Here is a 26,869-nt window from a genome sequence, read left to right as displayed (position 1 = left end):
CGAGGAAAGTCCGGACTCCACAGGGCACGGTGCTGGGTAACTCCCAGGCGGGGCAACCCGACGGAAAGTGCAGCAGAGAGCAGACCGCCTAAGCCGCAGGCCTTCGGGCCAGCGGCCGGCAAGGGTGAAAGGGTGGTGTAAGAGACCACCAGCGCCACGGGTGACCGGGGCGGCTCGGCAAACCCCACCGGGAGCAAGGCCAAGCAGAGACAGGGCTGCCCGTCCGCCAAGTCTCGGGTAGGCCGCTCGAGCCCGCCGGCGACGGCGGGCCCAGATAGATGGCCGCCACCGACCTCCGGGTCGGCACAGGATCCGGCTTACAGGCGGACTCGACGATCGTGAGGGCCCCTTCGGGGGCCCTCACCGCGTCTGCCGCGCGACTCGATTCCGGTTTGCCGCCCGAGAATGCGGGGTATCCCCTCGCGAGGAGGGATGAAATGGCGCACAGAATCTTGTCCGACTCAGAGGCCCGCCGGGCCTTCTTGCTCAGCATGACGGCTCTCGCCGATGGAGCACAACCAGGCCCCGGTCGGAGTGTCGCCTCACACCCGGTGATCACGGTGGTCTCGCTCGCCGTTGGCCTGTTTATCGCCACCGCCTTTCGCTGACAGCCACTGGGATCCAGGGGTGGCCGCGAGAACACCGAGTACGCCTACTCTCCCCTCGGCCGAATACTCGGCCGAATGGAAGCGGAGTTCTCGATGAAATCATGCGTGACCCTGATGGTTCTGCTCGTGCTCGCCGGCGCCTGCGGTGACGACGATGGAGTCAGTTCGACATCGACGGAGAGTCCCACCGCCGGACTGGACGCCGCCGGCCAGGTGGCCGAAGCGACCGTTGTACGGCAGTTCCTGTTCGATACCGTGACCCTGTGGGGTGAGGCGGCTCTAGACCCAGAGGCCCTGGCCGAGAGAATCATTTCGGTCTATCCGATCTCAGTGCGGGGTTCCGCCGTCGCAGCCGACCCGGACGGCATCTCGATCGCGATCAACTCGGTCGACTCCAAGGACGTCGCGAGCTCTGACAACCCGTGGGTGGTGGCGTTTACGGTCGCCGACACCTCGGGGGCGTGTGTGGGAGGATTGGTCTACGGATTCCCTGCGCCAGACACAACCGTCGAAGTCGATCTCGGCGCTGACCAAGCGTGCCGAGCGGGAGTGGTCTACGACATGGCCGCCGACCTGATCGAGGGAAACAACTGATGGACGACAGAACCACACAACGCCCCGGACTCGGCCGTTTGCTCTATGAGACGGTGCTCGGACTTGCCGCCGGATTTTCACTTGGTTGGTTCGCCTGGCTGATCGGCGACCGGCTCGCCGACGCCACCCCTCCGTTCTGGCCCTTCGCCATCGGCGGCATCATCTTCGGGGTCACCATCGTGCGCTTCATCTCGACGCGTCGAACTGGCCGCGGGTGGGTCCACTTGCTGTGGATCCCGGTCCTGCTGTTTGTCGTTCTGCTGGGAGCGATCATCATGGCGCTGCGGGCCTGGGGTTCGTAGAACTCGCCTCGCGCTTGAAACGCAGTGAGGGCGCCCGCGAGGGCGCCCTCACCTCATTTGACCAACCAAGCCCCGCTACATCATGTTGGGCATGTCGTCGGTGAGGTCGGTATCCCCGGTGATGATCACCTTGTAGAGCACCCATCCGACCAGGGCACCGACGGCGGGACCCGCCAGGTACACCCAGATGTCGCCGAACTCGCCTCCGACCAGGGCCGGAGCGAACGAACGGGCGGGGTTCACGGACGCCCCAGTGAGCGGGGCGGCGGCCAGATGCACCGCGGTCAGGGTGAGGCCAATTCCGAGGAAGGCCGTGGTCCACCGGCTCCTCGCCAGCACCAGGATGGCCATCACGAACACGGCAGTGAAGACCGTCTCCCCTACAAAGGCCCCCAACGCGTCGACGGGTTCAGTGAACTGGGTGATCGTCATCGCGACGAGCTCCTTGCTGAGCACGAAGGCCAGCAGCATGCTCGCCAGGATGGCCCCCACCGCCTGCGACACCCAGTAGAAGAGCATGTCGGTCATCGAGAGACGCTTGTCCAGATACATACCGAGCGACACCGCAGGGTTGAAATGCCCGCCGGAAACACGTCCCACCGTGAACAGCGCCGCAATGAGTGCGAGGCCGAACGCAAATGAGAGTGCCACCAGGTCGCCGCCCGAAGCAAGGATCGCCCCGGTTCCGATGCCTACGAGCACGAACGTCCCGTAGGCCTCGGCGGCGTACTTCTGCCAATCTTTCATACAGGAACTCCCTTCCGTGTTCCGTCTTGCCCCCAATGGCGGGCGTCGCGCGAGACTACGCGAACATGGAGGGGCATCCCCTCGGCGAGAGAGGTTCCGTGACCGACTTCTACTACTTCTGCGGACACGAGCAGTGGCAGCCCGAGGACCTGGTCCGCCACGCCGCCCTCGCCGAGTCCGTGGGCTTCGACGGCCTGATGGTGTCCGAGCACTTCCATCCGTGGGTGGACGACCACTCGGCGGCGGGTTTCGCCTTCTCGACCATCGGGGCGATGGCGCAGGCGACCGAACGGGTACGGATAACCACCGGCGTCACCACTCCCCTGTTTCGGTACCACCCCGGAGTGGTTGCCCAGGCTGCGGCGACCCTCGATCGGCTGAGCGGCGGGCGCTTCGACCTCGGGGTTGGCACCGGCGAGAACATCAACGAGGGTCCCCTCGGGTACGAGTTCCCGGGATACCCGGAGCGCGCCGCCCGGATGCGAGAGGCCCTCGTGATCATGCGCCGGCTGCTCGACGGTGAGAAACTCACCTTCGAGGGTGAGTACTACCGCACCGACCGGGCCCGGCTGTACAGCCCCCCCATCGGGCGCGTACGGCTGTGGATGGCCGCCGGTGCCCCCAAGTCGTCGGCGCTGGCGGCAGAACTCGCCGACGGCATCATCACCAGCGTCAAAGTCCCCGCCGACACCATCGAGCAGGTGGTCGAACCGGCGGGCCGAGCCGCCGCCGCTGCGGGCCGAGAGCCGCCAACGATTCTCGCCACCCGATGGTCGATCCACGCCGCCAGCGACGACGAGGCATGGCAGGCGCTGCGGTCATGGCGTGGCCTGCGGGCTCCGGGCCGCCTCGAGGCGGTCGACCCCCAGGACCTGCGGGAACGAGCCGACGAGATGCCCCGTGAAGAGGTCCTCGGCCGTTACGCGATCGTCCCGGATGTCGACGCGATAGTCGAGACCTATCGGCCGCTGTGTGAGGACGTCGGGGCCTCGGCCGTCACCTTCCAGGTCGCCTCGTTGGACCAGGAGGCAACGATCAGGCTGCTCGGCGAGGAAGTGCTGCCGCGCCTCAGGAACCAGCACTAACCGGCCGGGCGAGCTGCTTCAGACCCGCGTAGACGGTGGCGGCATCACCGATGATGTTGAGCGCGCCGACGTCGACCCCGACCGCGGCGTATTCCTCCAATCGCCGTCGGATGGTGTCGGGCGAACCCACCAGCCCGACTCCATCGACGATCGGATCGGAGAATGCGGCTGCCACACCGGCACGGTCGCCTCGGGCGAACGCGTCTGCAATCCCCCGGGCGGCGTCGTCGTGGCCCAGCCAGGCGAGGAACCGGTTGTAGACCGGCTGGGCGAAGTAGGGCCCGAACCCGGCTCGAATCATCCCTCGCCCCGCGTCGACGTCATCGGTAATCACCACATGGAACCGGGCCATCACCCTGAAGTGGTCGGGCAGGTCGCGGCCGGCCTCGTCGGCACCCCGGCGAATCTCGGCGATCTGGCGGGGCACTGCCTCCGGCGGCATCAGGTTGAGACATACCCCGTCGCCCACCGCACCGGCGAGCCGCAACATCCGCGGGCCGAGGGCGCCGACGAACAGCCGCACCGGCCCCGCTGGAGGAACATCGAGGCGGAACCGCCGGGTGGTCAGGTGCTCGCCGAGGTACTCCCGCTCACCATCGAGCAGCGCCCGAGTGGCCTCGACCGACTCGCGCACCCGACCCAACGGAGGGACGAACTCGGCTCCGTGCCACTGCTCCACGATCACGTTCGACGAGGAGCCGATGCCGAGTGAGAACTCGCGCCCGCCGAGCAACTGGCTCACGGTCGTCGCCCCCATCGCCAGCAGCGCCGGCGACCTCGTCATCGCCGGCACCACTGCCACCCCCAGGTGCATGCGCTCGGTTCGACTGGCCAACGCCCCCAGCAGGGTGAACGCTTCCGGCCCCGCCACCTCGGCCACCCACGCCTCCTCGTACCCGAGCCGTTCCGCCTCGACTGCCAGGTCGACGAGATCGGGGGCGGTGAATCCGGGCGTGGAGGGGCTCAGACCGAGGCGCATCGGAGGAAGGTATGGCATCGCGGCCGGAGACGCAAAGAGGGGCGACCTGCTGCGGCCTACCATCGCCGAAATGCGCCGGACCCTCGAAGCGACCGCCCTCGGCCTTGCCGCCGGGTTTGCCGGTGGGCTGTTCGGGATTGGAGGCGGCCTGGTAATGGTCCCGGTGCTCGTCCTGTGGTTCGCCATGGGTCAACACCGGGCTCACGGAACCTCGGCTGCGGTGATCGTGGCAGCGGCAAGCGCAGGGTTGATTCCCTTTGCCATGGACGGCGAGGTCGACTGGACCACCGCCGGATGGATCTTGTGCGGTTCGCTGATCGGCGCGTTTGCCGGGGCGACTCTGGTGTCACGGGTGAGCCCCGTCTGGCTGGCCCGGGCCTTCTTCAGCCTCACGGTCGTCGCCGCCATCAGGATGGCCATATGATCACGATCATCGCTCTCATCGTGGTGGGGCTCCTCGCCGGAGTGATGTCGGCAGCCCTCGGCGTCGGCGGTGGAATCGTCTACGTTCCCGCCCTGGTTGCCCTTTTCGGGTTCGCCCAGCACGAGGCGCAGGGGACTTCGCTCGCGGTGATCGTGCCGACGATGATCGTGGCGGGATTCGTTCACGGGCGGGCAAAGCGAGTGGATTGGAATCTCGTAGTGCCGCTCGCCCTCGCCTCACTGGTCGGAGGCTTTTTCGGGGCGCGAACCGCCCTCGCCCTCGACGCCGTGCTGCTGCGCAGGATGTTCGCCGTGTTGCTGATCCTGGCCTCGCTCCGAATGTTGGCGAAGACCCGGCGGGCCGGCTACGAGCCGGCGGCTCCGGTCACCGAACCCTGAGGGAGTGAGTGACCTTCCCGTCGCGCAGGAACCGGGCCACCGCCCCTGGCTCACCGAGGTGACTGCGCCACAGGTAGATCAAGTAGGCCGCACCAGCCACCTCCCCGAGCCAGACCAGGGGATTGCTGATCATGTTGCCCACGAGCGTGCCGAAATCGGAGCCGGCGACTCGCGGGAAGTCGAAGCCGAACAGCGGCCACAGGAAAGCCCCGGGGCTCGCCCAGACCCCATCGAGGATCAGGTGAAGGAACCACCCCAGCACCACCACGATCGCCGCCTTGCGGGAAACCGACCGCCGTCGGGTGAAGATCATGGCCCCCGCCAGGGCGAGCACCGGAAGCAACAAGGAGTGGGCATACACCCGGTGGTTGTGGAACACGTCGTTCCAGAAGATCGCGCCGATCGGCTTGTCGACGATGTCCGGGAGGAGCGCCCCGAGCGCCAACCACCTCAGGTCCATGTTGGGATCTCGAAACACATAGCGCGCAGCGAGTGTCGTCATGCCGAGATGCCACAGCAGCACCGTCAGCCTCCCTCGTCGTAGGCGGCGTTCGCCAGCGCATCGGCCCGGCTGTTCAAGTGCCGGCGGACATGAGCCACCTCGACCCGGGCGAACTCTCGCAGCAGGCCCACCGCCCGACGGTGGAGCGGCTTGAGATTCTCGGCCTTGACACGAAACTCGCCGTTCACCTGGCGCACGAGCAGCAGACTGTCCAGTCGTACCGCGAGGTCGTCCACGCCCTTGGTGCGGGCCGCCTCTAGGCCGGTGATCAACGCCTGGTACTCCGCCACATTGTTGGTGGCGATGCCGATCATCGACCCCATCTCGATCACCGTGCCGCCGGTGGGGTCGAGGAGGACGAAGCCGATCGCGGCAGGACCGGGATTGCCGCGCGATGCGCCATCGCAGTAGAGGACATGGCTCACCGTGGCGACAGTATCCGGCGGCAATGGACACAGCGCGGCGGGTGGCCCTTGAGCGCCTGGGATCGTTCGGCGGCCGACAAGCGCAGGTGGCAAGCACCGCACACTCCATCGACCAGGGCAGCCGCCGCCACCCCCTCTTTGGAGGGCCGGATCTCCTCGTATAGCTCGACCAGCTCGGGGTCGATCATCGGAACGATTCCGCTCCGCTTCTCACGAAGGCGGATCACGTTCTCGTCGATCCGGGCCCATTCCCGCTGGATCTCTCCCTCGAGCCGGTTCTCGGTCTCCACGACACCACGGCGGCGCTCCTCGAGCGCGTCGATTTCGGCCTGCAGCCCCTCCCGCTGATCGATCAGGGCGAGAGCCTCATCTTCCCGCGTCGAAATCCGGGTGCGCAGCATGGCGACTTCGTCTCGCAGGTGGCCGGCGTCCCGAGCGCTCAGCCCTCCGGCGTAGAGCCGCCGCTCCTCCCGCTCGAGCTTCACCTCGTCGATCCGCATCTCCCCTTCGATCTTGTCCTCGGCGAGGTCGACCTCGCGCAAGTGGGAGGACCGCCCGGCGATGTCGGCAGCGAGGCGCTTCGAAAGCGTGTTGGCGGCCCGGTACTCGTCGAGGAGGGGGAGACTCCCCCGCTGTTCGAGCAGGCGGTCGATCTCAGAGTCGACCGCCTGAAGATCGAGGAGATCCTCGAGGCTGCGAATGTCCTCCATGTTGCCTGCCGAGTAGTGGGGTGGGGAGAGGGTAGTGGGGGGCTGGGGCGAGCCTTGCTGGGCAACAAGCGCGATACGCAATTCGCGATACGCGATTCGAAAATCCGCGATACGAGAACGAACGCGTCAGAGGCTGGTCCCCTTTTGTCGGATTGCGTATCGCCAATTTCATCAAGCCCCTGCCACAACCGGCCGAAATCGTCATTCGACAAGAGGTGGGGCCGTAACTACTCAGAGTATTGATTTCGGAGCCCAAAAGGCGTATGTTGCTACTCAGCGTGGCGCGCTGACCACTCCGGCTCGGGAGCGGAGTTTGGCCCCATGACCGCCCAAGGAGGCATCTGTTGATCCGGCTTCGTCGGCCATTGGCCGGCCTCGTCCTGCTCTTCACCGCGGCGATCGCGGTCGACCGCGCCGGGCTCAGTCGCGGCTCGGACGCCATCGCGTCGCATGTGTATGCCCTGGCTGCGCTGGCGGTCACCGCCCCCCTCGTGTTCGCCGGACTCCGGCGCGCCCGACCCTGGTTGGTTCCCGCATTCGCCGTAGGGATCCACCTCCTCTTCGGCGGGACGATCACCCGGTTTCGATCCGTTGATGGCGATGTCTATGTAATGGTCACCGAAGTTGCATTCCTCGCCCTGGCCTCGTGGCTGGGCCAGCGTGTCGGGACGATTCTCGCCGAGCTGGACGAAACCCTCGGCGCGGTCGCCTTCGGAGAGTCGCCGGCGATCGACATCGAGTCACCCAAGGCCGCGGCGGAGATCCACGCCGAGCTGGCTCGAAGCCGCCGCCACGGCCGGCCGATGACCCTCACCGTGCTCGTAGCGGAAGAGCGGTCCCTCGCCCGTGCGATCGACCAGGCCTCCGGTGACATGGATCGGGCAGTGCGCAACCGCTTCGTCCTCGGCCGCCTGGCTCGGGCGGTCGGCGATCAGCTACGACGTTCCGATCTGCTCTTCGAGCATCGGACTTCGGGGCAGCTGTTCATCTTGAGTCCCGAGACGGACCAAACCGGTGCCGAGCTGCTCGTGCGCCGGGTGGTCGAAGCGGCCGCCCGGGTAGGCGTACCCGCCCACGCCGGTACCGCGGCCTTTCCCGACGACGGGATCGCGTTCGAGGGCCTCGTCGAGCACGCCGAGCGCGTTCTCGCTGCCGGCCAAAGGCACGAGCCGCTGTTGCGCGCCGTCAATGAGGTGGCAAGCCGATGACCGCCATCCCCACTCCGCGGCCGGCCCTCTGGTCCGGCTATGAATGGATCGACCGGATGCGACCCGAGCACCGGATGCTCACCGGCGACGCCTATGCCATCGCCAAGCGATTGCTCGACGTCGTTCTCGTGATTCTTGCGATGCCGCTGTGGGTGGTGGCGTGGGGGATGTGCGCGCTCGCCATCAAGATCGACGATCCCAGCGCACCGGTGTTGTTCACCCAGCGACGCACCGGAATCGGGGGCAAGACCATCGTCATGCACAAGTTTCGGACGATGGTCCCCGACGCCGAAGAGATGAAGTGGGAGCTTCGCCACCTCAATGAGCTCGAATGGCCCGACTTCAAGATCACCAATGATCCGCGCATCACCCGTCCGGGCGGCTTCCTCCGCAAGACCAGCCTCGACGAGCTTCCCCAGTTGTGGGACGTGCTGATGGGGCGTCTCAGCCTCGTCGGGCCACGGCCCACCGACTTCATGGCTGACACGTACCGCCTCTGGCAAACGGAGCGGCTCGACGTCAAGCCGGGTATCACCGGCCTGTGGCAGATCTACGGGCGCGGGCTCTCCGAGTTCGACGACCGCACCAGGCTCGATATCGCGTACGTGCAGCGCCGGAGCATCTGGTTCGACTTGCAGATCGTGTTCCGCACCATTCCGGCCGTGCTCACCCAGCGAGGCGCCAAGTAAATGGACTTCCGAAGCGCCCTCCGCTCGATCGCCCTCGGCTGGTACTACCCGGCCCTGGGTCTGCTGATCGCGCTCGGGGCGGCTGCCTTCATCTACACCAATTCCTCCCCGGTCTACGAAGCCCGGGCGACCTATGTGGTCTTCCCGTACAGCGCCCCGGATGACGTCGACGTGGCCGAGAGCGTCAAGACCCTCGACTCGACCCGCAGCCGGTCGATCATGACCACCCTCGTGGAGATCGTGCAGAGTGAATCCGTTCGCGCCGAGGCTGCTGCCGCCGCTGGCCTCGACCTGGCCTCTTTGGAGGGTTATGAGATCGGCGGCGTGGTGCTCCCCGAAGCCAACCTGATCGCCACCACCGTCCGCGGCCCGGACCCGGTGGTGACAGTCCAACTGTCCGGCGCGGTCGGCGATGCCGCCGTCGCCCGGTTCGTGGCGTTCTACCGGATCTACGACGCCGACGTGCTCGATCCGGCCGTACTGCCCACCTCCCCCTCCAACCGCGGGCTGATCGAACTCGGCGGCATGGCGGCCATACTCGGCCTCCTCGTCGGATCGGCGATCGCCCTGCTCCGTGATCCCGAGCCCGGCCGGCGCCACTCGACCATGCACGGCCGGCTCGGTGCGTATGGGAATGTCACTCCGATCAGAGAGCACGACCGGTACCAGAGGGTCGGATGACCCTCGCCGCCCCTCGGGGCCGGAGGGCGAGCCGCGGCGGCATCTGGGGGTTCGCCGGTCTGGTGATCCTCATCGTTGCCGCCGGGGTCGCCGCCATGGGCGTGCTGCCCCCGATTCTGGTTCTCGCCGGGCTGCTCGCCATCGCCGGTGCGGCTGCAATAGTCCTCGATCCCCAATGGGGCCTCATCGCGGTGGCGGCCTTCGCAGTGCTGCGCCTTGCCGATGTCGCCACCAACTTCCACGGAGCTCCACCCACCTTCGCCCCACTTGTGGCAATCGTGCTCCTCGGCCTGATACTGCGAGGCCGGGCAACCGCTGAGTGGCCGGTGGGCGGCGGGCGGGCGTTGCTGCTCGTCGCGGCCTACGGGGCGATCGCCATCGGCTCGCTGCTCATTTCCGGCGACTCCGGCGACGGAACCGGAGCCGTCCGCACCCTCTTCGAAGACGGCGCGGTGGCGGTCCTCGCCGGCATGCTGCTGCGCGGGGCGACCGACCTTCATCGCCTGGTGTGGGCACTCGTCGGGGGCGGCGCGCTGCTGGCCACCCTCTCGATCTTCCAGTTCGCCACCGGATCCTTCGGATCCACCTTTGGCGGCTTCGCCCAGTCGGCCGTACAGAACATCTTCGAGGGGACGGATGACGTCCGAATCTCGGGGCCGGTGGGCGACCCCAACTTCTATGCCCAACTGCTGGTGATGATCATCCCGCTCGCCTTCGACCGAATGCGCGACGAAATATCGGGCCTTCTCCGCTCGATCGCCGGCTACGCCGTGGTCGCGATGGCGGTGACCGTGGTGCTCACGTTCTCGCGAGGGGGGCTGCTCGCACTGGCCATCGTGATGGCCTTCATGGTCGTTCGGCATCCGCCGCGCCTTCGAACGGTGGCAGCAGCCGGGCTGCTGCTGGTCGCGGCGCTGCCGTTGATGCCGTCGGGCTACGCCGAACGGCTCACCTCGCTCACCGAGGTCGGCGAGGTCGAGGCCGGGATCGACCCGTCCCTCCGGGGGCGTACCGCCGAGTTGGGGGCTGCCATGGCCATGTTCTGGGATCGCCCCCTCACCGGGGTGGGCTTCGGCAACTTCGCGGCCGAGTATCCCGCGTACTCCGACGACCTCGGCATCGACGTGCGCGACACACCCCGCGAGGCCCACAACCTGTACCTGGAGACTGCCGCCGAGACCGGCCTCGTCGGCCTCGTCGCGCTCACCGGACTGGTCGTCGCATCCTTCACTGCCCTCGCTGCGGGGCGACGCCGCTTCAGACGGATGGCCGACCTGCGCTCCGATGGCATCGGATTCGCCGTCGCGGTGTCGCTGGTCGGGTACCTCGTCACCTCCGTGTTCCTGCACATGGCGTTTGCGCGCCTTGCATGGCTCGTAATCGGTATCGCCCTGGCGTTCCCGTCGGTGGCGAGAGCCGAGGACGAATCCCGCGACGCTGCAGTCCAGGAGGCGGCATGGCGCTGACCGAAGACCGCACCGCCGACGAAGCCGTACTGGGCACGGCGGCGGCTCGCGCCGTCATCTGGAACTACGTCTCTTTCGCCGCCGGGAAGATGCTCGTGCTCGTCACGATGGCGATTCTCGCCCGGCTCTTGACGCCGGAAGACTTTGGTGTGGTGGGCTTCGCCACCGTGGCCGTGGCGTACCTGGCCGTGCTGAAGGACCTCGGTCTCGGCGGCGCACTGATCCAGCGCAAGGACGACATCGACGAATCCGCAGAGACGGTGTTTGCGTTCAACCTGATCACCGGGGCCCTGCTCACCGCCCTCTGCTTCCTTGGCGCCCCCCTGGTGGCCGACTTCTTCCGTGAGCCGCTGGTCGTGCCCCTGCTGCGGGTGCTGTCCCTCACCTTCGTGCTCGAGGCGCTCGGCTCGGTGCAGCTGGTCCTCCTCCGCAAGAACATGGACTTCAAGCGGAAGCTGATCCCGGACGTAGGCCGGTCCGTCGTCAAAGGCGCCGTCTCCATCGCCGCCGCCGCCGCCGGCTTCGGTGTCTGGGCGCTGGTCTGGGGCCAACTCGCCGGCGTCGTCACATCCGTGATCCTCGCCTGGACGGTGTTCCCGTGGAGGCCGCGAGTGCGGATCCACCGCCGCCTGGTGCGTCCTCTGGCGCGTTTCGGCGGGCCCCTCATCGTCACCGACATCCAGTTCGCCATCTGGTCGAACCTGGACTACCTCGTCGTGGGTCGCCTGCTCGGCGATGTCGCCCTCGGCGTCTACACCCTCGCCTACCGGCTGCCCGAGCTCCTCATCCAGTCGGTATGGCGGGTGCTGGGCGGGGCGATCTTCCCGCTGTTTTCGAAGCTGCAGGATCAGCCGGCATTGCTCCGGCGGGGGTTCCTCGCCACCATCAAATACACCCAGGTGCTGGTGGTGCCGATGTGCGTTGGCCTGTTCATCACCGCCGAACCGGCCGTAAGGGCTCTATTTGGTGAGCAATGGAATCAAGCCATCCCGGTGCTCCAGGTGATGTGCGTGTTCTCTCTCCTCGGGTCGATTGGGGTGAACGCCGGCGACGTGTACAAGGCCCTGGGGAGGCCCGGCATTCTCGCCAAACTGGCCGGCCTCGAACTAGTGGTGCTGATCCCCGCCCTGATGTTCGGGGCGCGATATGGCATCGTCGGAGTGGCCTGGGCGCATGCCGGGGTGGCGGCATTGGACACGGTGGTTCGGCTCGCAGTCGCCAACCGAATGGTGGGTACCACCTTCGGCGACATTTGGCGGCAGATGGCGCCGTCAGTCGGTGCCGGCATCTGGCTGGCACTCGCCGCTCTTCCCGCGATGTGGCTCACCGCCGGAGCCGGGAACCTGGCCTCGCTCGCCGCGGCGGCAGTGGCCGGATCGGTCGCATATGTGGTGGCGTTGTGGCGCTATGACCCGGCCACCGTCCGGCGCATTGCCGGCTGGGCGGGTCTGGGGCGCCTGGCGGGAGACCGCCCATGAGCTCCCCGCGCCTCCGCGCCACCCCACCGCTGCCGGTTCCCGAGTCGCCGCTTTCTGTGCTCTATCTGATCGACTCGCTGGGCCCCGGAGGTGCCGAACGGCTGCTCGCCGACTACCTGCCGCGCCTGGCGCGACTCGGAGTCGAGCCGACCGTGGTGACGATGCAAGACCGTGAAGGCAACCCGGTCGCGGCCGAGATCGAAGCCGCCGGAGTGCCCGTGGCCAACCTGGGCATCCGCCGGTTGCGCGAGCCGGGGGCACTGCGCCGGGTGACCGAAGTGATCGAGCGGACCGCTCCCGACCTGGTCCACACCCAGCTCGAATTCTCCAACATTCTCGGCACGGTCGCCGCCCACCGCCTCGGGGTTCCGACTATCGCCACGATTCACACCATCGACCGGCCCCGACGATGGAGCCGCGACGCCGCTCGCTACCGGCTGATGGCCTGGATCCTCAAGTCGAGAGGCGCCCGAGTCGTCTCGGTGTCCCGTAGTGCACGGGATCACTTCATCGGACGATCCAAGGCGAGGCGAGACCAGGTGGTGACGCTCCACAACGGGATCGAGCTCGCCAGGTTCTCCCCCGGCGGTGCCGCCAAGCGGTCGGCGGCTCGCGACGAGTTGGGGATAGCCATTGATGCGTCGGTGGCGATGACGGTCGCGGTGCTGCGACCCGAGAAAGGAATCGCCGACATGGTCGAGGCCCTGCCGGCAGTGGTGCACTCCCATCCTTCCACCCGCTACGTGGTCGTGGGTCACGGCAGCCAGCGACCCACCCTCGAGCGGATCGTCGCCGACCTCGGCCTCGAGGATCGGGTTCTGTTCACCGGTGCCCGTTCCGACATCCCGCGGCTCCTCGCCGCCGCCGACGTGTTCGTGCTGCCGTCTCACACCGAGGCACTCCCCACGGTTCTAATCGAGGCAATGGCGGCAGGCCTGCCTGTCGTGGCGACTGAGGTGGGCGGGATCCCCGAGATGGTCGATCGGGGCATTTCGGCTCTCATGGTGCCTCCGCACGCTCCGGCGATGCTGGCCGATGCCGTCCGCCGGCTGTTCTCCTCTCCGATCCAATCGGCAGCGATGGGGCGGGCGGGCCGCCGCATTGCCATCGAGCGTTTCGACCTCGAACGCCAGGCGGCGCGCCTGGTCGACGAATACCGACTGGCGATCTCTGCGGGGGGTTTCCGATGAGGATGATCGTCGTCGAGCCGGACGGATCCGGCGGGATGGTCCACTACGCGTTCCAGATGTGCTCGGCGCTCGCCGAAGCGGGGGCAGACGTCACCCTGGTCACCTCTCGCCACTACGAGCTGGCGGGGATGGACGCGCCGTTTCGGGTGGCACCGATCATGCGGCTGTGGCCGGCAATCGAGCCGGCAGCTCGCCACCACGGGCTCGCCCGCCTCTTCGTGTGGGCCGGCCACAAACTGCGCCGGGCGGAGCGGGGGGTCCGATATGCCCGGGAGTGGGCCCGGGCAACCAGGTTCATTCTGCGAGAGAAGCCCGACATCGCCCAGTTCGCCATCATCCGTTTTCCCTTCCTTGCGTGGTTCCTCAGGCGAATCGTTCGGGCCGGGATCCCCATCAGTCAGGTCTGTCACGAGTTCGAGCCGCGGGAGTCGCGCGGCCCGTTCCAGGCTCTCCACCGCTCCATGACGCGTGCCGCGTACGGGTACTTCTCGGTGATCTTCCTGCACGGCGAAGCCAACCGTGCTCGCTTCCTGGAGTTGTATCCGGCCGAAGCGGCTCGCACCGTCGTCATCCCCCATGGCGACGAAGGCCTGTTCCTCCGGTCGGAGGATCCCGGCGGCGACCTGCGGGAGCGTTACGGGATCGCGGCCGGCAAGCCGACCGCCCTCTTTTTCGGCGGCCTGCGGCCCAGCAAAGGCCTGGACGAATTGATCGACGCATTCGCCCTCGCGTCCCGCGAGATCGATGCCCATCTGGTCGTGGCCGGGCCTCCGGCTGGAGTCGACCCCGCCCACCTCGAACACCGGGTCGCCAGACGCGCTGTCTCCGGCCGCGTCACCATCGACGCTCGCTATCTGCCCTTCGAGGAGGTGGGACCGCTGATGCGCACCGCCGATGTCGTGGTGCTCCCGTACAGATCGGCCACCGCGTCAGGCGTGCTCCAGGTGGCCTATGCATACGGCCGCCCGGTGATCGCCTCAGAGTTGGGATCACTCGCCGAGGACGTCGTCCACGGAGAGACGGGATTGCTGGTCGCCCCCGGCGACGTGCCCGGACTCGCCAGTGCGATGGTCAAGCTGCTCGGCGATCCGGCCGAATCCACCCGCATGGGAGCCTGCGCCGCCAGAGCGGCCGATCGATACACGTGGCCGCCCATCGCCAGGACGATCCTGGGCGTGTATGGCGGGGTGGCGAAATGATCGGGCTCGTCTTCTGGGCAGGTGCCGGCCTGGTGACTTACACGTATGTCGGATATCCCCTGCTCGTCACCCTGTTGTCCGCGGCGTTCGGGCGAGATCGGCAGTACCCGCCCCACTCCCCCAAGGTCACGCTCATCGTCGCCGCCTACAACGAGGAAGCCGTCATCGATCGCAAGCTGAGGGACACCGCCGGGCTGGCGTACCCCAGCGAACTGCTGCAGGTGATCGTCGCCGCTGACGGATCGGACGACGCCACGGCCGGGATAGCCCGCACCCATGGCGTCGAGGTGGTCCATCGTCCCGAACGGCGCGGGAAGATGGCCGCAATCAGCCGGGCCCTGGAGTGGGCGACCGGCGATGTGGTCGTCTTCACCGATGCCAACAACACCCTGCGACCCGACGCCATCGAGCAGATCGTCGCGCCGTTCGCCGACCCGACCGTCGGGGCGGCCACCGGGCGCAAGGTCACCGGGGGCGACTCCGACCTCGGATTCTCCGAGGGTGCGTACTGGCGCTACGAGGCCCATCTCCGCCAGATGGAGAGCCGCCTCGGTTGCACGGTCGGCGTGAACGGGGAGATCTTCGCGATCCGTCGTGACCTGTTGGAGGCTGCCCCCGACGCCATTGTCAACGACGACCAGTGGATGGCCCATCGGGTGGTCAAACGCGGCTACCGGGTGGTCTACCAGCCCGAATCCGTGTCCGAGGAGGTCGTTTCCTCCGATGCCGGGGCCGAGCGGGAGCGCCGCTCACGAATGGTCGCCGGCCAATGGCAGGTGTTCGGCAGGTTGCACCGGGAGATCCCCTGGAGAAGGCCGCTGGTGGCGTGGATGCTCGTGTCGCACAAGATCTTCCGCTCGCTGGTGCCATTCGGGATGGTCGCCGCGCTCGGCGGGTCGATCGCAGCCACCGCGGTGGCACCATCCGGCGGGCTGCCGGCGCTGGCCCCACCGTGGGGACCGATCACCCTCATCGCCCAGGCGGGGTTCTATGCCGTCGCCGCGGCTCCGGCGCTTCTCCGACCGGTGGGCAAGGCGGCCTACGTGCCGCGGTTCCTGGTGAACTCGAACTACGCCGCGGCTCGCGGACTGTGGCGCCACATGCGCGGCGGCCAAACGGCCGTCTGGAAGCGCGCTGAACGGGACCAGCCATGACCACCCGCACTCTCCCTGTCGTCACCCGTGTCCAGCGCGCCGAGTTAAGGGAAATGGGACCCGAATGGGAGGCACTGGTCGCCGGATCCCAGGTGCGGTCGGCGTTCATGACCTGGCCCTGGGTGAGCGCATGGCTGGACACCCTGGGCCGCGACGCCGACCTGGAAGTCTTCACGGCCCGGCACCCGGTCGATGGGAGCTTGCTCGGCGTGGCCCCGTTCTATGTCGCCCCCGGACGCAAGTTCGGAATACCGTTCCAATCCCTGCGGATCATCGGCAGCGGCCCGGCCGCACCTGACCACCTGGACATGCCGATCGCCACCGGAGAGGACCCGACGGTGGCCGCCCATCTGTGGGAGGCCGTGGACGTTCGCCGCCGGTGGGACCTCATCGACTTCGACGGCATGGCCATCGATGGTGTGCTCCCCAGGCTTCTGCTGCGGCGACGCGGCGATGCGGCCGAGGAGACGCCGTGCCCTCACCTGCCTCTCGATGGCGGGTGGGATCTGGTCAACCAGCGCTTTGGCCGCAGCCACCGGCAGAACATCGATCGCTACCGGCGCAAGCTCGATCAGGAGGCCGGCGCTCCCGTCGTCACCCGCATGGTGGCGACCGCGGCCGACCTCGAGGACACGATGGACCATCTGGCGGTGATGCACCAGACGGTCCGTACCGCCCGCGGCGACCTGGGGGCGTTCGCCACCGATGAGTTGGTGGCGTTCCATCGCGAGACGGCACGCAGAATGCTGGCAGCCGGCCGATTGCGCCTCTGGCGCCTGGATGTCGGCGAGAGCCCGATCGCGATCATCGAATGCTTCCGGGTGGGCGAAGTGGTCTCCTTCTACACGACCGGGTTCGATCCGGCGTGGTCGAGGTTCGGGCCGGGAAGGGCGATCATGGCACGGGCGATCCAAGGGGCGATCGACGAGGGTGCCAGGGAATTCGACTTTCTCCGGGGCGACGAGGAGTACAAGCAGTCCTGGGGCACCGACACCCGCATCGACCTTCGTCTGAGGCGACCGCTTGGTCCCCGCGGCCGGGCGATCTGGGCGGGCCGCAACGCCCTTAGGGCTGTCGGAGGAGCGCTCCGACCTCGGACTTGAACAACCGACGCGCCGGCAGGAGCGCCAGCCGGGCGATCCCCTTGGTCCGCTCCTCCACTTCGACCCAGCGCTTCACCGCGGCCACCGCTCGCTCGAACGCCAAAGCGCCGGGGTCGATCTCGGGATAGCCATCGATGATCCCCACTGCCAACTGCTCGACCCTCGATCTCGGGCGGAACGCGCCCGAAGTGATCAACTGGCACCTCCCCAGGCGAACTTCGGTGAGCAGGTGGGCGGCATCGCCGGCGATCCGGCCCCGGTAGCGATTCGGGTCGATCACCGCCACGCGGTCGTCGATGGTCACCAGGACGTTGCGGAGCGACAGGTCGCCGTGGAGCACCCCCACCGAAACCGGCCGGCCGGACCGGACCCGGGCTACCGCCGCGACGGCGGCGATAGAGTCACCGAGTGCTCCCCGGTGGCCCGCATCCGCCAGCCGCTCGAATTGGCCGGCCTCGAATGGGACCAGTTGCTGATCAGACGTGGCGTGGAAGATCCGCAGCCAGCGTCCCACCCGCTGAAACAGAGTCGCGGCGTCGGAGCCCCGCGTACGGCCCAGCCGGTCGTGCAGCGGCACTGCCCGCAGCCGCTCGGTGACGACCGCATTCACTTCGCGCACGTAGGCGACCGGGACGACTGCCGTGAGCCCGGGATCCCCCGCCGCCGCCACCGCCGCCGCGATCGCTTCGAGAGCCCGGTATTCCTCCTCAGTGTCCTTCTGGGGACCGGCGTTCAACGCCGAACCCAGGTCGGTCGCCTCCTCCCATCGGGGGACCTTCACCAGAAGGGTGGCCGGGGCGGCGCCGCCGGTCTCCGCCTCGAACATCCACGACCAGTCACCCTGGCGCGGTCTTGACCAGCGGGTGATCGCGCCGTAGCCGGGAGGCAGCGAGGCGGCCACCGCCGCCCGGATGCGTTCCTGCGCGGGCTTCATGCCAGGGCTCCAGTCAGCCGCGGCACCCCGGCCATCTTGGCGGCGAACCGGCTGAGTCCGTCGCCGTGGTGCACGTACACCCGGCGGATCCGCAGCGGGTCTGCCACGACCTCCCTGAGCCGGGCAGGACCGGGGACCAGGGTGAACGCGGTCCGATAGCCGGCGTCGGCTACCGCCGCCACTACTGCGTCGTCGAAATCTGCGGTTCCGCCGTTGGGGTACGCAAAGCCGATTGCCGGCGCGCCGATCTCTCGCTCGACGTCTGCTTTGGATCGGGAGATCTCCTCGCGGGCTGTTTCGAGGGGTACCCGGGTGAGGATCGGATGGGTCCGGGTGTGGCCACCGATGGCGACACCGTGAGCGGCCATCTCTCGTGCCCCACCCCAGTTCATCACCAGGCCCTGGGGAGCCTCATCGGACCCGGCGGCGGCCTTGATGGCGGCCACGGCGGCACCCCTCTCGTCGTCCTGAAGCAGCTTGGCTCGGGCGATCCAGCGGGCGGCAAGCGATAGGGCACCATCGCTGTCCCACGTGGTGTGCCCCAGGATCGGCAGGTCTACTTCGGCCCCGGCGTGCCGCCAGAAGAACTCGGCCGCACGGTCCCACCAGAAGGGCTGGCCGCTGCCGACATGGTCCGTGGCCAGAAACAGGGCCGCCGGCAGGCCGAGGCGACGAAGCACGGGGAGGGCGTTGTCGAGGTTGTCCTGATACCCGTCGTCGAAGGTCACGAGCACCGCCCGGTCGGGGAGATCCGCGCCGAGCGCGGCGGCGGCCACGGCCTCGAGAGAGACCGGCGTGTGCTTCCGGGCAACCCACTCCATCTGGTCGGAGAACTCGGCCGGAGAGGCGCTGACGTTCCCTACAAACCCGGCAAAGCCCGGGCGGGTGTGATCGGTGACCCGGTGATACGCCAGTACCGTCAGCCGATCGGCGCCGAACGCTCGACCCACCAGTCCCAAAACGCCGGCGCGGCGCGCTCCATCCAGAATCGTCCCCTTCCAGCCCATGGCTCGATGGTATCGACGACGAGCCGCCGCTCTCCGGCAATCTCGCGGGCACTACCGTGGGCTTCCATCAAGGTCAGGGTCTGATGCCGAACGAACTCCCCTTCACCGAGGATGCCGAGGCAAATCGGCTCCTTGCCGCCAGTCCACTCGCCCTATTGATCGGAATGCTGCTCGACCAACAGTTCCCGATGGAGCGGGCGTTCCTCTCCCCCTACCTTCTCACCCAAAGGATCGGCGGCTCCCTCGACGCGACGACAATCGCCGCCCTCGATCGCGACGACCTGGTGGCCGCCTTTCGGGGCCCCCCGGCACTCCACCGCTTTCCTGGATCCATGGCAGAGCGGTGTCAGGCATTGTGCACCATGATCGTCGATGAGTATGCGGGCGATGCCGGACGCATCTGGCTCGAGGCCGCCGACGGCAAAGACCTCCTCCAGCGACTCGAAGCCCTTCCGGGGTACGGCAGGACCAAGGCGCGGATCTTCGTAGGAATCGTCGGGAAGCGCCTCGGGCAGGGGCCTCCGGGGTGGGAGAAGACCGCCGCCGATTGGCCATCAATTGCCGACATCGACTCTTTCGACAAGATCTACGAACTGCGCGAGCAGAAGCGGGCGATGAAGGCCGCAGCAAAGAAGACGGAGTGATGGTGCGACAGGTGCCCTCGTGATCCTGCGCGCAATGCTCCGGTTCATCGGCGAGGTCGCGGTGTGGACGGGCCTTGTCCTGCTGATCGCCCTCGGCGTGGCGCTCCTGGTTCGTTTTGCCTTCCGTCGCCGTAACGAGATCGCGTGGGTCCCCCTGGCATGGCTTGCCCTCGGCGGTTCGCTCGTCATGGCGGGGCTTTCCGATCGCCTCGGCCTGCCCCAGCCGGTCGTCATCGACGTGGGACGACGGGCGGTACCGGTCGTGTGGGTGATCGCCGGGGCGATGCTCGGCACCGCCTGGGCATGGCGGGTGCACCGCACTCGCGAGCCATGACCGCCCCGCTGGTCTCGGTGATCGTACCCACCTACCTCGTAGACGTCGGCGTCGGCGGTGAGCACCTCCATCGGGTCGGGCGTTACGGTAGGGATCGTTCCCAATGACGCGGAGTCGGTAGGGGAATGCCCATCGCCCACCGGAGGTTGCCCTAACCATGAGCCTGGTCGAGCTGCTCGAGAGCGCCGACACCACCGTGGCCGTGGTCGGCGCCACCGCCAATCCCTCGAAGTACGGGAACATCATCTACCACAACCTGAAGTCGAAGGGCTTCAAGGTGTTCGCGGTGAACCCGAATCGTGACGAGGTCGACGGGGATCCCTGCTGGCGCTCGCTGGCGGACCTGCCGGAGGCCCCCACCATCGTCGACATCGTCGTGCCGCCGGCGCGGACGCTCACCGTCCTTCAGGAGTGCCTCGACCTGGGCCTGATGAACGTGTGGGTCCAACCGGGGGCCGGTGACCATGCCGTGCGGGAGTTCGTCGAAGCGAATGATTTCAATGGGTTGGTCGGTCCCTGCATCATGGTGGAGGCCAGGGCACGCACCACGTGAGGCTGCCCTTCTAGGTTCCGGGGTTGCCGCCGCTCCGGCCCAGCCACAACCAGCCCTAGCATTCGCTCCTGCTGGAGCTGGAGCCGGTGCTGGGGCGCTTCGGCTTTGACCTACTTGAATACGTGACGATGTCATCGGTGCAGTTCGACGCGTACGACCCGGCATTCGTCGCCGATCCCTACCCGACCTACGCCAGGTTGCGCGAGGCGGGGCCGTTCTTCGACGATCACTGGCGGGTGACCTTCTTCGCAAGGCATGCCGATGTAACGGCGATGCTTCGCGACAAGCGCTTCGGTCGCGACATTCGTCACGTGCTCGCCCCTAATGAGGTCGACCACCGGTCGTACCCCGTGCACCTCACCAACTGGTATCGCTTCATCCGCGGGTCTTTCATCGACCTCGAGCCCCCTGAGCACACCCGCATCCGGGGGGCGGTAAAGCAGCCATTCGCCCGCAGCAGGGCAGAGGCGCGCCGCGGCGAGATCGAACGCCTGGCCAACCGGCTCCTCGACGAGGTGATCGACCAGGGGCGGATGGAGGTCATCGCCGACTTCGCCACCCCCATCCCGATCGCGGTCGTCGCCCAACTGATGGGAATACCCGATAGCGACCACCGCCTGCTGCTCGACTGGTCCCACGCCATCGTCAAGGTGTTCGACGTCAACGTGACCCCGGTTGAGGAACAGGCTGCGGAGAGCGCAGTGACCGAGTTCGCCGACTACATCCGTGCGATCGTCGGCGAACGCCGGCACAACCCCGGCGAAGACCTCATCTCGGAGCTGGCGACAGCAGACGATCCACTCTCGGACGACGACCTGGTCGCCACCTGCATCCTGGTGCTGAATGCCGGGCACGAAGCGACCGTCCACGGGATCGGCAACGGGGTTCTGGCGCTCGCCCGTAACCCCGACCAGTTCGCACTGTTCCGCACCGGAGCCGCGGCCGACGCGGCCACCGAGGAGCTCTTGCGATACGACACGCCGCTGCAGATGTTCGAACGATGGGTGCTGGAGGATCTCGACTGGGCCGGCGTGCGCCTCACCCCCGGGGACAAGGTCGGTCTGCTCTACGGATCTGCCAACCACGACCCCGGGGTTTTCGAGAGCCCCGAGCGGCTGGCACTCGACCGGACGTCCAATCCGCATGTCTCGTTCGCGTTGGGCACCCACTTCTGTCTCGGTGCCCCACTCGCCCGGGTCGAGCTGCAGGCGGCCTTCGCCACCTTGGCGAAGAGGTTGCGCAACCTGCGGCTGGCGGTACCCGAGCCCCCCCGCCATGCCAGCCTGGTATTCCGCGGGGTGACCGAGCTCGAGGTCGAGTTCGACCCGGCATAGGTGGCGAGCGACCTATTTGCTCACCCCCTTAGCGGCATCGACCCGTGGAACTGGATAGCCTCAATCGCCCGCCCACCCACATGGAGGAATCGATGACTGCGGAGGACCTCAATCCCCGGGTCATAGCCCACAGTCAGTTCGACCGGGCGATGCCATTCGTCGATGACCCCGCCGGGTGGAACGGATTCGCCGAGTGGATCTATGAGCCGGAGAAGGTGGTCATCGTCACCCTTCCGGTGGTCATGGATGACGGAGTCGTCGAGACGTTCCGTGGATACCGGGTGCTCCACAACACAGCTCGCGGCCCCGGCAAGGGCGGGATCCGGTTCCATCCTTCGGTCGACGAGGACGAGGTGCAGGCGCTCGCCACCTGGATGACCTGGAAGTGCGCCCTGGCCCGCCTCCCGTTCGGAGGAGCCAAGGGCGGGGTGACCTGTGATCCCCAGACCCTGTCACTGGACGAGCGTCGCAGGATCACCCGCCGATTCGTGGCGGCCCTCGGCGACAACATCGGGCCCCACACCGACATCCCCGCCCCCGACCTCTACACGGATGCCCAGACCATGGCCTGGGTCTACGACACGTACGCCATGATGCATCCGGGGAAGAACAACCTTCCGGTGGTCACCGGCAAGCCGCTCGACCTCGGTGGCGTGGTGGGACGGTCGACCGCGACGGCGCGGGGCGTCTTCTTCTGCACCGAGCGGTTTCTCGAGCTCGGTGGCGTTACCGGCCTCAGCAGCGTCGACGGAGCCAGGGTGGCGATCCAGGGCTACGGAAACGCCGGCCGGTTTGCGGCGGACATCTTCCAGGAGGCGGGCGCTCGAATCGTGGCCGTCAGCGACACCAAGGGCGGGGTCCACGACCCGAAGGGGCTCGACGTCGCCCGCGTCTCGGCTCACAAGGACACCGCCGGCACCGTGGTGGGTGCGACCGACGGCGATCACCTCGCCCCGCTGGAGGTCCTCGAAGTCGATTGCGACATCCTGATTCCCGCAGCCATGGAGAACCAGATCACCAGGGTCAATGCCGATCGGGTCAAGGCCCAAGTGGTCGTCGAGGCTGCCAACGGGCCCACCACACCGGCCGCCGACGCGATCCTCGCGGGCAACGGGATCCAACTACTCCCCGACATCCTCGCCAACGCCGGCGGGGTGATCGTGTCCTACTTCGAATGGGTGCAAAACCTCCAGAACGAGGAGTGGGACGGCGTCCGGGTCGACGAGGGTTTGCGCAAGCGCATCTACCGGTCCACCGAGGCGGTCGTCGCCCAGCGGGCTTCGTTGATCGAAGACCTCGACGGCTACCGCTCGCGATGGGCCCGGTTGCACCCTGACGACGAACAGCTGCCCGCGCCCGACCTGCGGACTGCCGCCACCCTGGTCGCCGTCGCCCGTACCAAGGCCACCGCCGAGTCCCGCGGGGTATGGCCTTAGGGCTTGCCCAGCACCTGTTGCAGATAGGCCCGGTAGGCGGGGGCGAGGTCGGGGCGGGCGAGCGCCACCGAGGTCGTGGCTTCGGCGAGGCCCAATGGCACCCCGATGTCGAGCAGCGAGTCGTCGACGATCCTGCCCCTGGCACCGCCCTCCAGGGCCATCCGGTGAATCGCATCGGTGAGCTGCAGCTCGCCGCCGTGGCCGGGGTCGACGGCGCTGAGGACCCCGAATACCGAAGCCGGAAAGAGATAGCGCCCCACGATGCCGAGGGACGATGGGGCGCGGTCGACCCCCGGCTTCTCGATCGCCCCGGTGACCTCCACCACCCCGTCCACCACCGGGCCGGAGATCGCCACCACGCCGTACCGATCGAGGAGCTCGCCCCCCACCTCCCTCACCGCCACCACCGGGCGGCCATCGAATACCTCGATGAGCGACCTGGTGTAGGCGTGCGCGGGCTCGGCGAACATGTTGTCGGATAACAGGCAGATGAAGGGGTGCTCGCCGACGACGGCCGCGGTGCGGAGGACGGCGTCGCCTAACCCCCGGGGAACGTTCTGGCTGACGGCGGTGAACGTGACGCCTTCGAGACCCGGGATCGGCTCGCCTTCCGTGAAGTGGCTCATTACCGGGTTGCCGACGCGCTCATCGACTACGAAGACGATCTGCGAGACCCCGCAGGCGACGGCCTCCTCGACGACGTATTGGATGACGGGCCGGTCGACCACCGGAATCATGGCTTTGGGGATCACCCGGGTGGCCGGTCGCATTCGGGTACCGCTGCCGGCGCACGGGATCACGGCTATTTCGACGGTCATGTGCCCGTATCGTCCCAGAACGGCCCTCGATTGACGAGCATGCCCGCCGCGCATAGCCGCGGTTTCCGGGTAAACCGGCGCAGTGAGCCCAATCCCCTGGCCGCTCGTCTCCTCAAGACCGCTCCGCCTCGCGGCCGATAAGCCCGGGATGCACAAGCGCCTGCTTCTTGTCCTACTCGTCGTCGCCTCCCTCACAGCCCCGCTCACCGCTGGGGCAGCGTCGTCCACCTACTGGGTTGCCCCGGGCGGGTCCGACGCTTCGGCGGGAACCGAGGCGGCGCCATGGCAGACGCTGCAGCACGCGGTCGACCAGGTCGATCCCGGGGACACCATCGTGGTGCGCCCCGGCGCCTACGCCGGGATGAGGATCGAGCGGTCGGGTGCCCCTGGAGCGTGGATCACCCTTTTTGCAGAGCCCGGGGCGGTCGTCGACCGGCCCGGACCCGACAATCGGCACGACAGCAATATCGAGTTGGAGACGTGGTCGGCACCGGGAACGGTGTCGTACTGGGTGATCGAAGGCTTCGAGGTCGAGAACGCCCCCAACTGGGGGATCGATGTCCGTGGCTCGGAAGAGGCCCACTCGCACCACATCACCATCCGCGGGAATCACGTCCACCACAACGGGGTCGACTCGACCAAGACCGGGATCTTCTTCGCCTTCACCGACGACGTGTCGGTTGTCGGCAACGACAGCCACCACAACGGCGAGCACGGGATCTACCTGTCGAACTCGGGCGACCGCTTCCGAGTCAACCGCAATCACCTCCACGACAACGAGCGATGCGGGCTCCACATGAATGGCGACCTCTCGTTGGGCGGTGACGGCACCATCTCGAACGGCCGGATCGTCGGGAATCTCATCGACCGCAACGGGGCCGAGGGTTGTGCCGGAATCAATCTCGACGGCGTCACCAACGCCTTCATCGCCGAGAACGTGATCGTCGAGAACCATGCGACTGGCATCGCGGTCTTTCGCCAGGACGGCGCGGTCTGTAGCCGCAACGTGACGATCGTGAACAACACCATCGTGCAGGCCGCCGATGGCCGGTGGGGTGTGGTGATAGGCGGTCCTGGCTGTCGCGACGTGACGCTGTTGAACAACGTGATTCTGATCAGGCACGAGTGGCGTGGGGCGATCGAGATGCCCACTGAGGGGATGCCCGGTTTGGTGAGCAATCACAACATCTTCACCGGGCGGTTCACGACGGACGGCGGCTCGTCGGTGAAGAATCTCGCCGAATGGCGAGCCGCCACCGGCCAGGACATTGCGAGTTCGACGGCTTCAATCACCGCAGTCTTTCTTCCCGGCAACTATCGCCACCAGCCTGACGGACCGGCCCAGGACGCGGGTACGGCGACCGCCAGTCGACGCGATCACGACCGTGTCAAGCGGCCCTCGAACGGTGCCTGGGACGTCGGTGCATTCGAGACCCCGATGTGTCGCGGCCACCTCGCCACGATCATCGGAACGAGCGGCAACGACGACCTCGAAGGAACCGCCGGGGCCGACGTGGTCGTCGCGCTAGCGGGTGCCGATGAAGTCCTTCTCGGCGATGGCGACGATATCGCCTGTGGCGGCAGAGGCAGCGATCATGTCTTCGGTGGTGGCGGCGACGATGAGATCCACGGGCAGCGGGGTCGGGACGTGCTCGACGGGGGCGCCGGGTTCGATGTCGCCAACGGCGGACGAGGAGACGACAGCTGCATCGCCGCGGAGCAGATGCACAGCTGCGAGGGTTGACGACGTCGGGAAACCGACAAGCACCCCGAACGCGACGAAGGACGGGTTGCCCCGTCCTTCGTCCTGATTCGAAGTCGAGCTAGCGCTTCTTTGCGGCCGGCTTCTTGGCGGCAGTCTTCTTCTTTGCGGCCGGCTTCTTCGCAGCAGCCTTCTTGGGAGCCGCCTTCTTCTTTGCGGCGGGCTTCTTGGCAGTCGCCATTCTTTGTTCCTCTCGTTTCGCCCCACCCTCTGGTGGAGCGCGCCGACCTGAAAGATCGGCTGTTATGAAATGTGTACCCTCACACCGGTTGCCCGTCTGCGCCATGGCATGGCAGGTTCATGACAAATATCCGGCGCCATCCGGCGGGCTCTCGGAGCGAAACCACATCGGTGTAATCGCAGTCCAACTACCCCCCGGCGCGGGCCGCGCTATAGGCACGATGACGCCGTCGGATGGCAGGACCACGCCGTCGAAGGGCTACCCTTCCGAGGACGATGAGCAACGCACCAACCATCGCGGTAGTCGAGCTCGCCGCGTCGTTTCGGCGAGGTATCGATGCCGCTCTGGAGCGTTCTGGTTTCGTCCCGGTGGGGATCGAGGAGTCACCGAGGGCCGCTCTCGTGACACTGCGATTCCCCGATGGGTGCGAAAGCGTGGACGATCTCGCCGCGGCCGGAGTCGTGGTGGTGGCGCTTCTTCCCGAACCCACACCCGAGGCCCACGCTCACGCGTACTCGCATGGAGCCACCGGCACTGTCGACTGGAATGCCGATCCTGGCGAGATCGTGGAAGCGCTTCAAGCCGCGTTGGAGGGCCGCACCCGCCTGCCGGCCGAGATCACCCGGATGCTCGCGTCCGAATGGCCGGACCTCCACGCTCCCCGACCCGAGATCGACGAGGACGAAGCCGACTGGTTGATCGCACTTGCCGGCGGCTCGACGGTGGCCCGCCTGGCCGACGACACCGGGTACTCGGAGCGGGCCATGTTTCGCAAGCTCCACGACTTGTACGAGCGGCTTGGAGTCGCCACCCGCGCCGAGGCGATCGTTGTGGCCGAGCGGATCGGCCTTCTCGAGGAGGCATGAGCCGCCGAAGCCCCATCGCAATTGCGACGACCCTCCCGCGATTGCCCGTAATCTGACG

Annotated in this window: 30 protein-coding genes and 1 other RNA gene; 23 read left to right on the top strand and 8 right to left on the bottom strand. The window is 67.4% G+C overall.

Features of this window, described 5'->3' with window-relative positions:
- The 4 genes from rnpB to WD184_06710 form a co-directional block, all read left to right on the top strand.
- Window positions 1-336, top strand: an RNA gene (rnpB, locus tag WD184_06725) — RNase P RNA component class A; the annotation flags it as partial.
- 101 nt (window positions 337-437) lie between these two features.
- The gene (locus tag WD184_06720) at window positions 438-608 is read left to right on the top strand and encodes a hypothetical protein (GenBank protein ID MEX0826425.1); all 171 of its coding nucleotides are present in this window, start codon (window positions 438-440) and stop codon (window positions 606-608) included.
- 75 nt (window positions 609-683) lie between these two features.
- A complete protein-coding gene (locus WD184_06715) occupies window positions 684-1,202 on the top strand; it encodes a hypothetical protein (GenBank protein MEX0826424.1) in 519 nt (172 codons plus the stop codon).
- The gene (locus WD184_06710) at window positions 1,202-1,504 is read left to right on the top strand and encodes a hypothetical protein (protein ID MEX0826423.1); all 303 of its coding nucleotides are present in this window, start codon (window positions 1,202-1,204) and stop codon (window positions 1,502-1,504) included. Before WD184_06715 ends, WD184_06710 begins: the two co-directional genes overlap by 1 nt.
- Before the next feature lie 75 nt (window positions 1,505-1,579).
- Here the strand turns inward: WD184_06710 and WD184_06705 are convergent, their stop codons facing one another.
- The gene (locus tag WD184_06705; GenBank protein MEX0826422.1) at window positions 1,580-2,251 is read right to left on the bottom strand and encodes an aquaporin; all 672 of its coding nucleotides are present in this window, start codon (window positions 2,249-2,251) and stop codon (window positions 1,580-1,582) included.
- Between the two features lie 65 nt (window positions 2,252-2,316).
- On the opposite strand from WD184_06705, the gene WD184_06700 reads away from it, so the two are divergent.
- The gene (locus WD184_06700) at window positions 2,317-3,336 is read left to right on the top strand and encodes a TIGR03557 family F420-dependent LLM class oxidoreductase (protein ID MEX0826421.1); all 1,020 of its coding nucleotides are present in this window, start codon (window positions 2,317-2,319) and stop codon (window positions 3,334-3,336) included.
- Here WD184_06700 and WD184_06695 read toward each other — a convergent pair.
- Window positions 3,320-4,315 (bottom strand): LLM class F420-dependent oxidoreductase, encoded by a 996-nt coding sequence (locus WD184_06695; protein ID MEX0826420.1) that lies wholly within the window; start codon window positions 4,313-4,315, stop codon window positions 3,320-3,322. The genes WD184_06700 and WD184_06695 overlap by 17 nt on opposite strands.
- Window positions 4,316-4,385: 70 nt before the next feature.
- Between WD184_06695 and WD184_06690 the strand changes: the two genes are divergently transcribed.
- Together WD184_06690 and WD184_06685 are read left to right on the top strand one after the other, a co-directional pair.
- Window positions 4,386-4,739 carry a sulfite exporter TauE/SafE family protein gene (locus WD184_06690; GenBank protein ID MEX0826419.1) on the top strand — a complete coding sequence of 118 codons (354 nt, stop codon included), beginning with the start codon at window positions 4,386-4,388 and terminating at the stop codon, window positions 4,737-4,739.
- Entirely contained in the window at window positions 4,736-5,137 is a 402-nt protein-coding gene (locus WD184_06685; protein MEX0826418.1) for a sulfite exporter TauE/SafE family protein, read from the top strand. The genes WD184_06690 and WD184_06685 overlap by 4 nt, the downstream gene beginning before the upstream one ends.
- Here WD184_06685 and WD184_06680 read toward each other — a convergent pair.
- From WD184_06680 to WD184_06670, 3 genes are read right to left on the bottom strand one after another with little or no spacing between them, the layout of a single operon-like run.
- Entirely contained in the window at window positions 5,124-5,660 is a 537-nt protein-coding gene (locus tag WD184_06680) for a metal-dependent hydrolase (GenBank protein ID MEX0826417.1), read from the bottom strand. The genes WD184_06685 and WD184_06680 overlap by 14 nt on opposite strands.
- 2 nt (window positions 5,661-5,662) lie before the next feature.
- Window positions 5,663-6,064, bottom strand: a complete 402-nt coding sequence (locus WD184_06675; GenBank protein ID MEX0826416.1) for a ribonuclease HI family protein — start codon at window positions 6,062-6,064, stop codon at window positions 5,663-5,665.
- Complete coding sequence (locus WD184_06670) at window positions 6,061-6,774, bottom strand: hypothetical protein (protein MEX0826415.1); 714 nt, start codon at window positions 6,772-6,774, stop codon at window positions 6,061-6,063. Before WD184_06670 ends, WD184_06675 begins: the two co-directional genes overlap by 4 nt.
- A gap of 344 nt (window positions 6,775-7,118) precedes the next feature.
- On the opposite strand from WD184_06670, the gene WD184_06665 reads away from it, so the two are divergent.
- From WD184_06665 to WD184_06625, 9 genes are read left to right on the top strand one after another with little or no spacing between them, the layout of a single operon-like run.
- Window positions 7,119-7,982, top strand: a complete 864-nt coding sequence (locus tag WD184_06665) for a hypothetical protein (GenBank protein MEX0826414.1) — start codon at window positions 7,119-7,121, stop codon at window positions 7,980-7,982.
- Entirely contained in the window at window positions 7,979-8,671 is a 693-nt protein-coding gene (locus WD184_06660) for a sugar transferase (protein MEX0826413.1), read from the top strand. The genes WD184_06665 and WD184_06660 overlap by 4 nt, the downstream gene beginning before the upstream one ends.
- Window positions 8,672-9,352 carry a hypothetical protein gene (locus WD184_06655; protein MEX0826412.1) on the top strand — a complete coding sequence of 227 codons (681 nt, stop codon included), beginning with the start codon at window positions 8,672-8,674 and terminating at the stop codon, window positions 9,350-9,352.
- Window positions 9,349-10,818 carry an O-antigen ligase family protein gene (locus WD184_06650; GenBank protein MEX0826411.1) on the top strand — a complete coding sequence of 490 codons (1,470 nt, stop codon included), beginning with the start codon at window positions 9,349-9,351 and terminating at the stop codon, window positions 10,816-10,818. Before WD184_06655 ends, WD184_06650 begins: the two co-directional genes overlap by 4 nt.
- Window positions 10,809-12,296, top strand: coding sequence for a lipopolysaccharide biosynthesis protein (locus WD184_06645; GenBank protein ID MEX0826410.1), 1,488 nt, complete (start codon window positions 10,809-10,811; stop codon window positions 12,294-12,296). Before WD184_06650 ends, WD184_06645 begins: the two co-directional genes overlap by 10 nt.
- Entirely contained in the window at window positions 12,293-13,486 is a 1,194-nt protein-coding gene (locus WD184_06640; protein MEX0826409.1) for a glycosyltransferase, read from the top strand. The genes WD184_06645 and WD184_06640 overlap by 4 nt, the downstream gene beginning before the upstream one ends.
- On the top strand, window positions 13,483-14,685 hold the full coding sequence (locus WD184_06635; GenBank protein MEX0826408.1) for a glycosyltransferase family 4 protein: 1,203 nt from the start codon (window positions 13,483-13,485) through the stop codon (window positions 14,683-14,685). The genes WD184_06640 and WD184_06635 overlap by 4 nt, the downstream gene beginning before the upstream one ends.
- Window positions 14,682-15,839 (top strand): glycosyltransferase family 2 protein, encoded by a 1,158-nt coding sequence (locus WD184_06630; GenBank protein ID MEX0826407.1) that lies wholly within the window; start codon window positions 14,682-14,684, stop codon window positions 15,837-15,839. Before WD184_06635 ends, WD184_06630 begins: the two co-directional genes overlap by 4 nt.
- Entirely contained in the window at window positions 15,836-16,942 is a 1,107-nt protein-coding gene (locus WD184_06625; GenBank protein MEX0826406.1) for a GNAT family N-acetyltransferase, read from the top strand. Before WD184_06630 ends, WD184_06625 begins: the two co-directional genes overlap by 4 nt.
- On the opposite strand, the gene WD184_06620 is transcribed toward WD184_06625, so the two are convergent.
- Both WD184_06620 and WD184_06615 read right to left on the bottom strand, forming a co-directional pair.
- Window positions 16,905-17,876 (bottom strand): phosphotransferase, encoded by a 972-nt coding sequence (locus WD184_06620; GenBank protein MEX0826405.1) that lies wholly within the window; start codon window positions 17,874-17,876, stop codon window positions 16,905-16,907. The genes WD184_06625 and WD184_06620 overlap by 38 nt on opposite strands.
- Window positions 17,873-18,883, bottom strand: a complete 1,011-nt coding sequence (locus tag WD184_06615; GenBank protein MEX0826404.1) for a polysaccharide deacetylase family protein — start codon at window positions 18,881-18,883, stop codon at window positions 17,873-17,875. The genes WD184_06620 and WD184_06615 overlap by 4 nt, the downstream gene beginning before the upstream one ends.
- Before the next feature lie 83 nt (window positions 18,884-18,966).
- Here WD184_06615 and WD184_06610 point away from each other — a divergent pair, with 83 nt between their 5' ends.
- The 5 genes from WD184_06610 to WD184_06590 all read left to right on the top strand — a co-directional run bounded on the left by WD184_06610 (window position 18,967) and on the right by WD184_06590 (window position 23,184).
- A complete protein-coding gene (locus tag WD184_06610; protein ID MEX0826403.1) occupies window positions 18,967-19,527 on the top strand; it encodes an HhH-GPD-type base excision DNA repair protein in 561 nt (186 codons plus the stop codon).
- 19 nt (window positions 19,528-19,546) lie between these two features.
- Entirely contained in the window at window positions 19,547-19,861 is a 315-nt protein-coding gene (locus tag WD184_06605; protein MEX0826402.1) for a hypothetical protein, read from the top strand.
- 157 nt (window positions 19,862-20,018) lie between these two features.
- Window positions 20,019-20,414: a CoA-binding protein gene (locus WD184_06600; protein ID MEX0826401.1), complete on the top strand. Its 396-nt coding sequence runs from the start codon at window positions 20,019-20,021 to the stop codon at window positions 20,412-20,414.
- Window positions 20,415-20,500: 86 nt separating this feature from the next.
- Entirely contained in the window at window positions 20,501-21,748 is a 1,248-nt protein-coding gene (locus WD184_06595; protein MEX0826400.1) for a cytochrome P450, read from the top strand.
- Window positions 21,749-21,840: 92 nt separating this feature from the next.
- A complete protein-coding gene (locus WD184_06590) occupies window positions 21,841-23,184 on the top strand; it encodes a Glu/Leu/Phe/Val dehydrogenase (GenBank protein ID MEX0826399.1) in 1,344 nt (447 codons plus the stop codon).
- On the opposite strand, the gene WD184_06585 is transcribed toward WD184_06590, so the two are convergent.
- Window positions 23,181-24,002, bottom strand: a complete 822-nt coding sequence (locus tag WD184_06585; GenBank protein ID MEX0826398.1) for a sugar phosphate nucleotidyltransferase — start codon at window positions 24,000-24,002, stop codon at window positions 23,181-23,183. The genes WD184_06590 and WD184_06585 overlap by 4 nt on opposite strands.
- 148 nt (window positions 24,003-24,150) lie before the next feature.
- On the opposite strand from WD184_06585, the gene WD184_06580 reads away from it, so the two are divergent.
- Together WD184_06580 and WD184_06575 are read left to right on the top strand one after the other, a co-directional pair.
- Entirely contained in the window at window positions 24,151-25,746 is a 1,596-nt protein-coding gene (locus tag WD184_06580; protein MEX0826397.1) for a right-handed parallel beta-helix repeat-containing protein, read from the top strand.
- Window positions 25,747-26,220: 474 nt separating this feature from the next.
- Window positions 26,221-26,811, top strand: coding sequence for a hypothetical protein (locus WD184_06575; protein ID MEX0826396.1), 591 nt, complete (start codon window positions 26,221-26,223; stop codon window positions 26,809-26,811).
- Window positions 26,812-26,869: the final 58 nt, after the last annotated feature.

It is taken from the genome of Acidimicrobiia bacterium, from assembly GCA_040878325.1.
GTDB lineage: Bacteria > Actinomycetota > Acidimicrobiia > Spongiisociales > UBA11373 > JAUYIV01.
The sequence above is the reverse complement of the archived record's forward strand: the minus strand, read 5'-3'. Positions and strand labels throughout refer to the sequence as shown.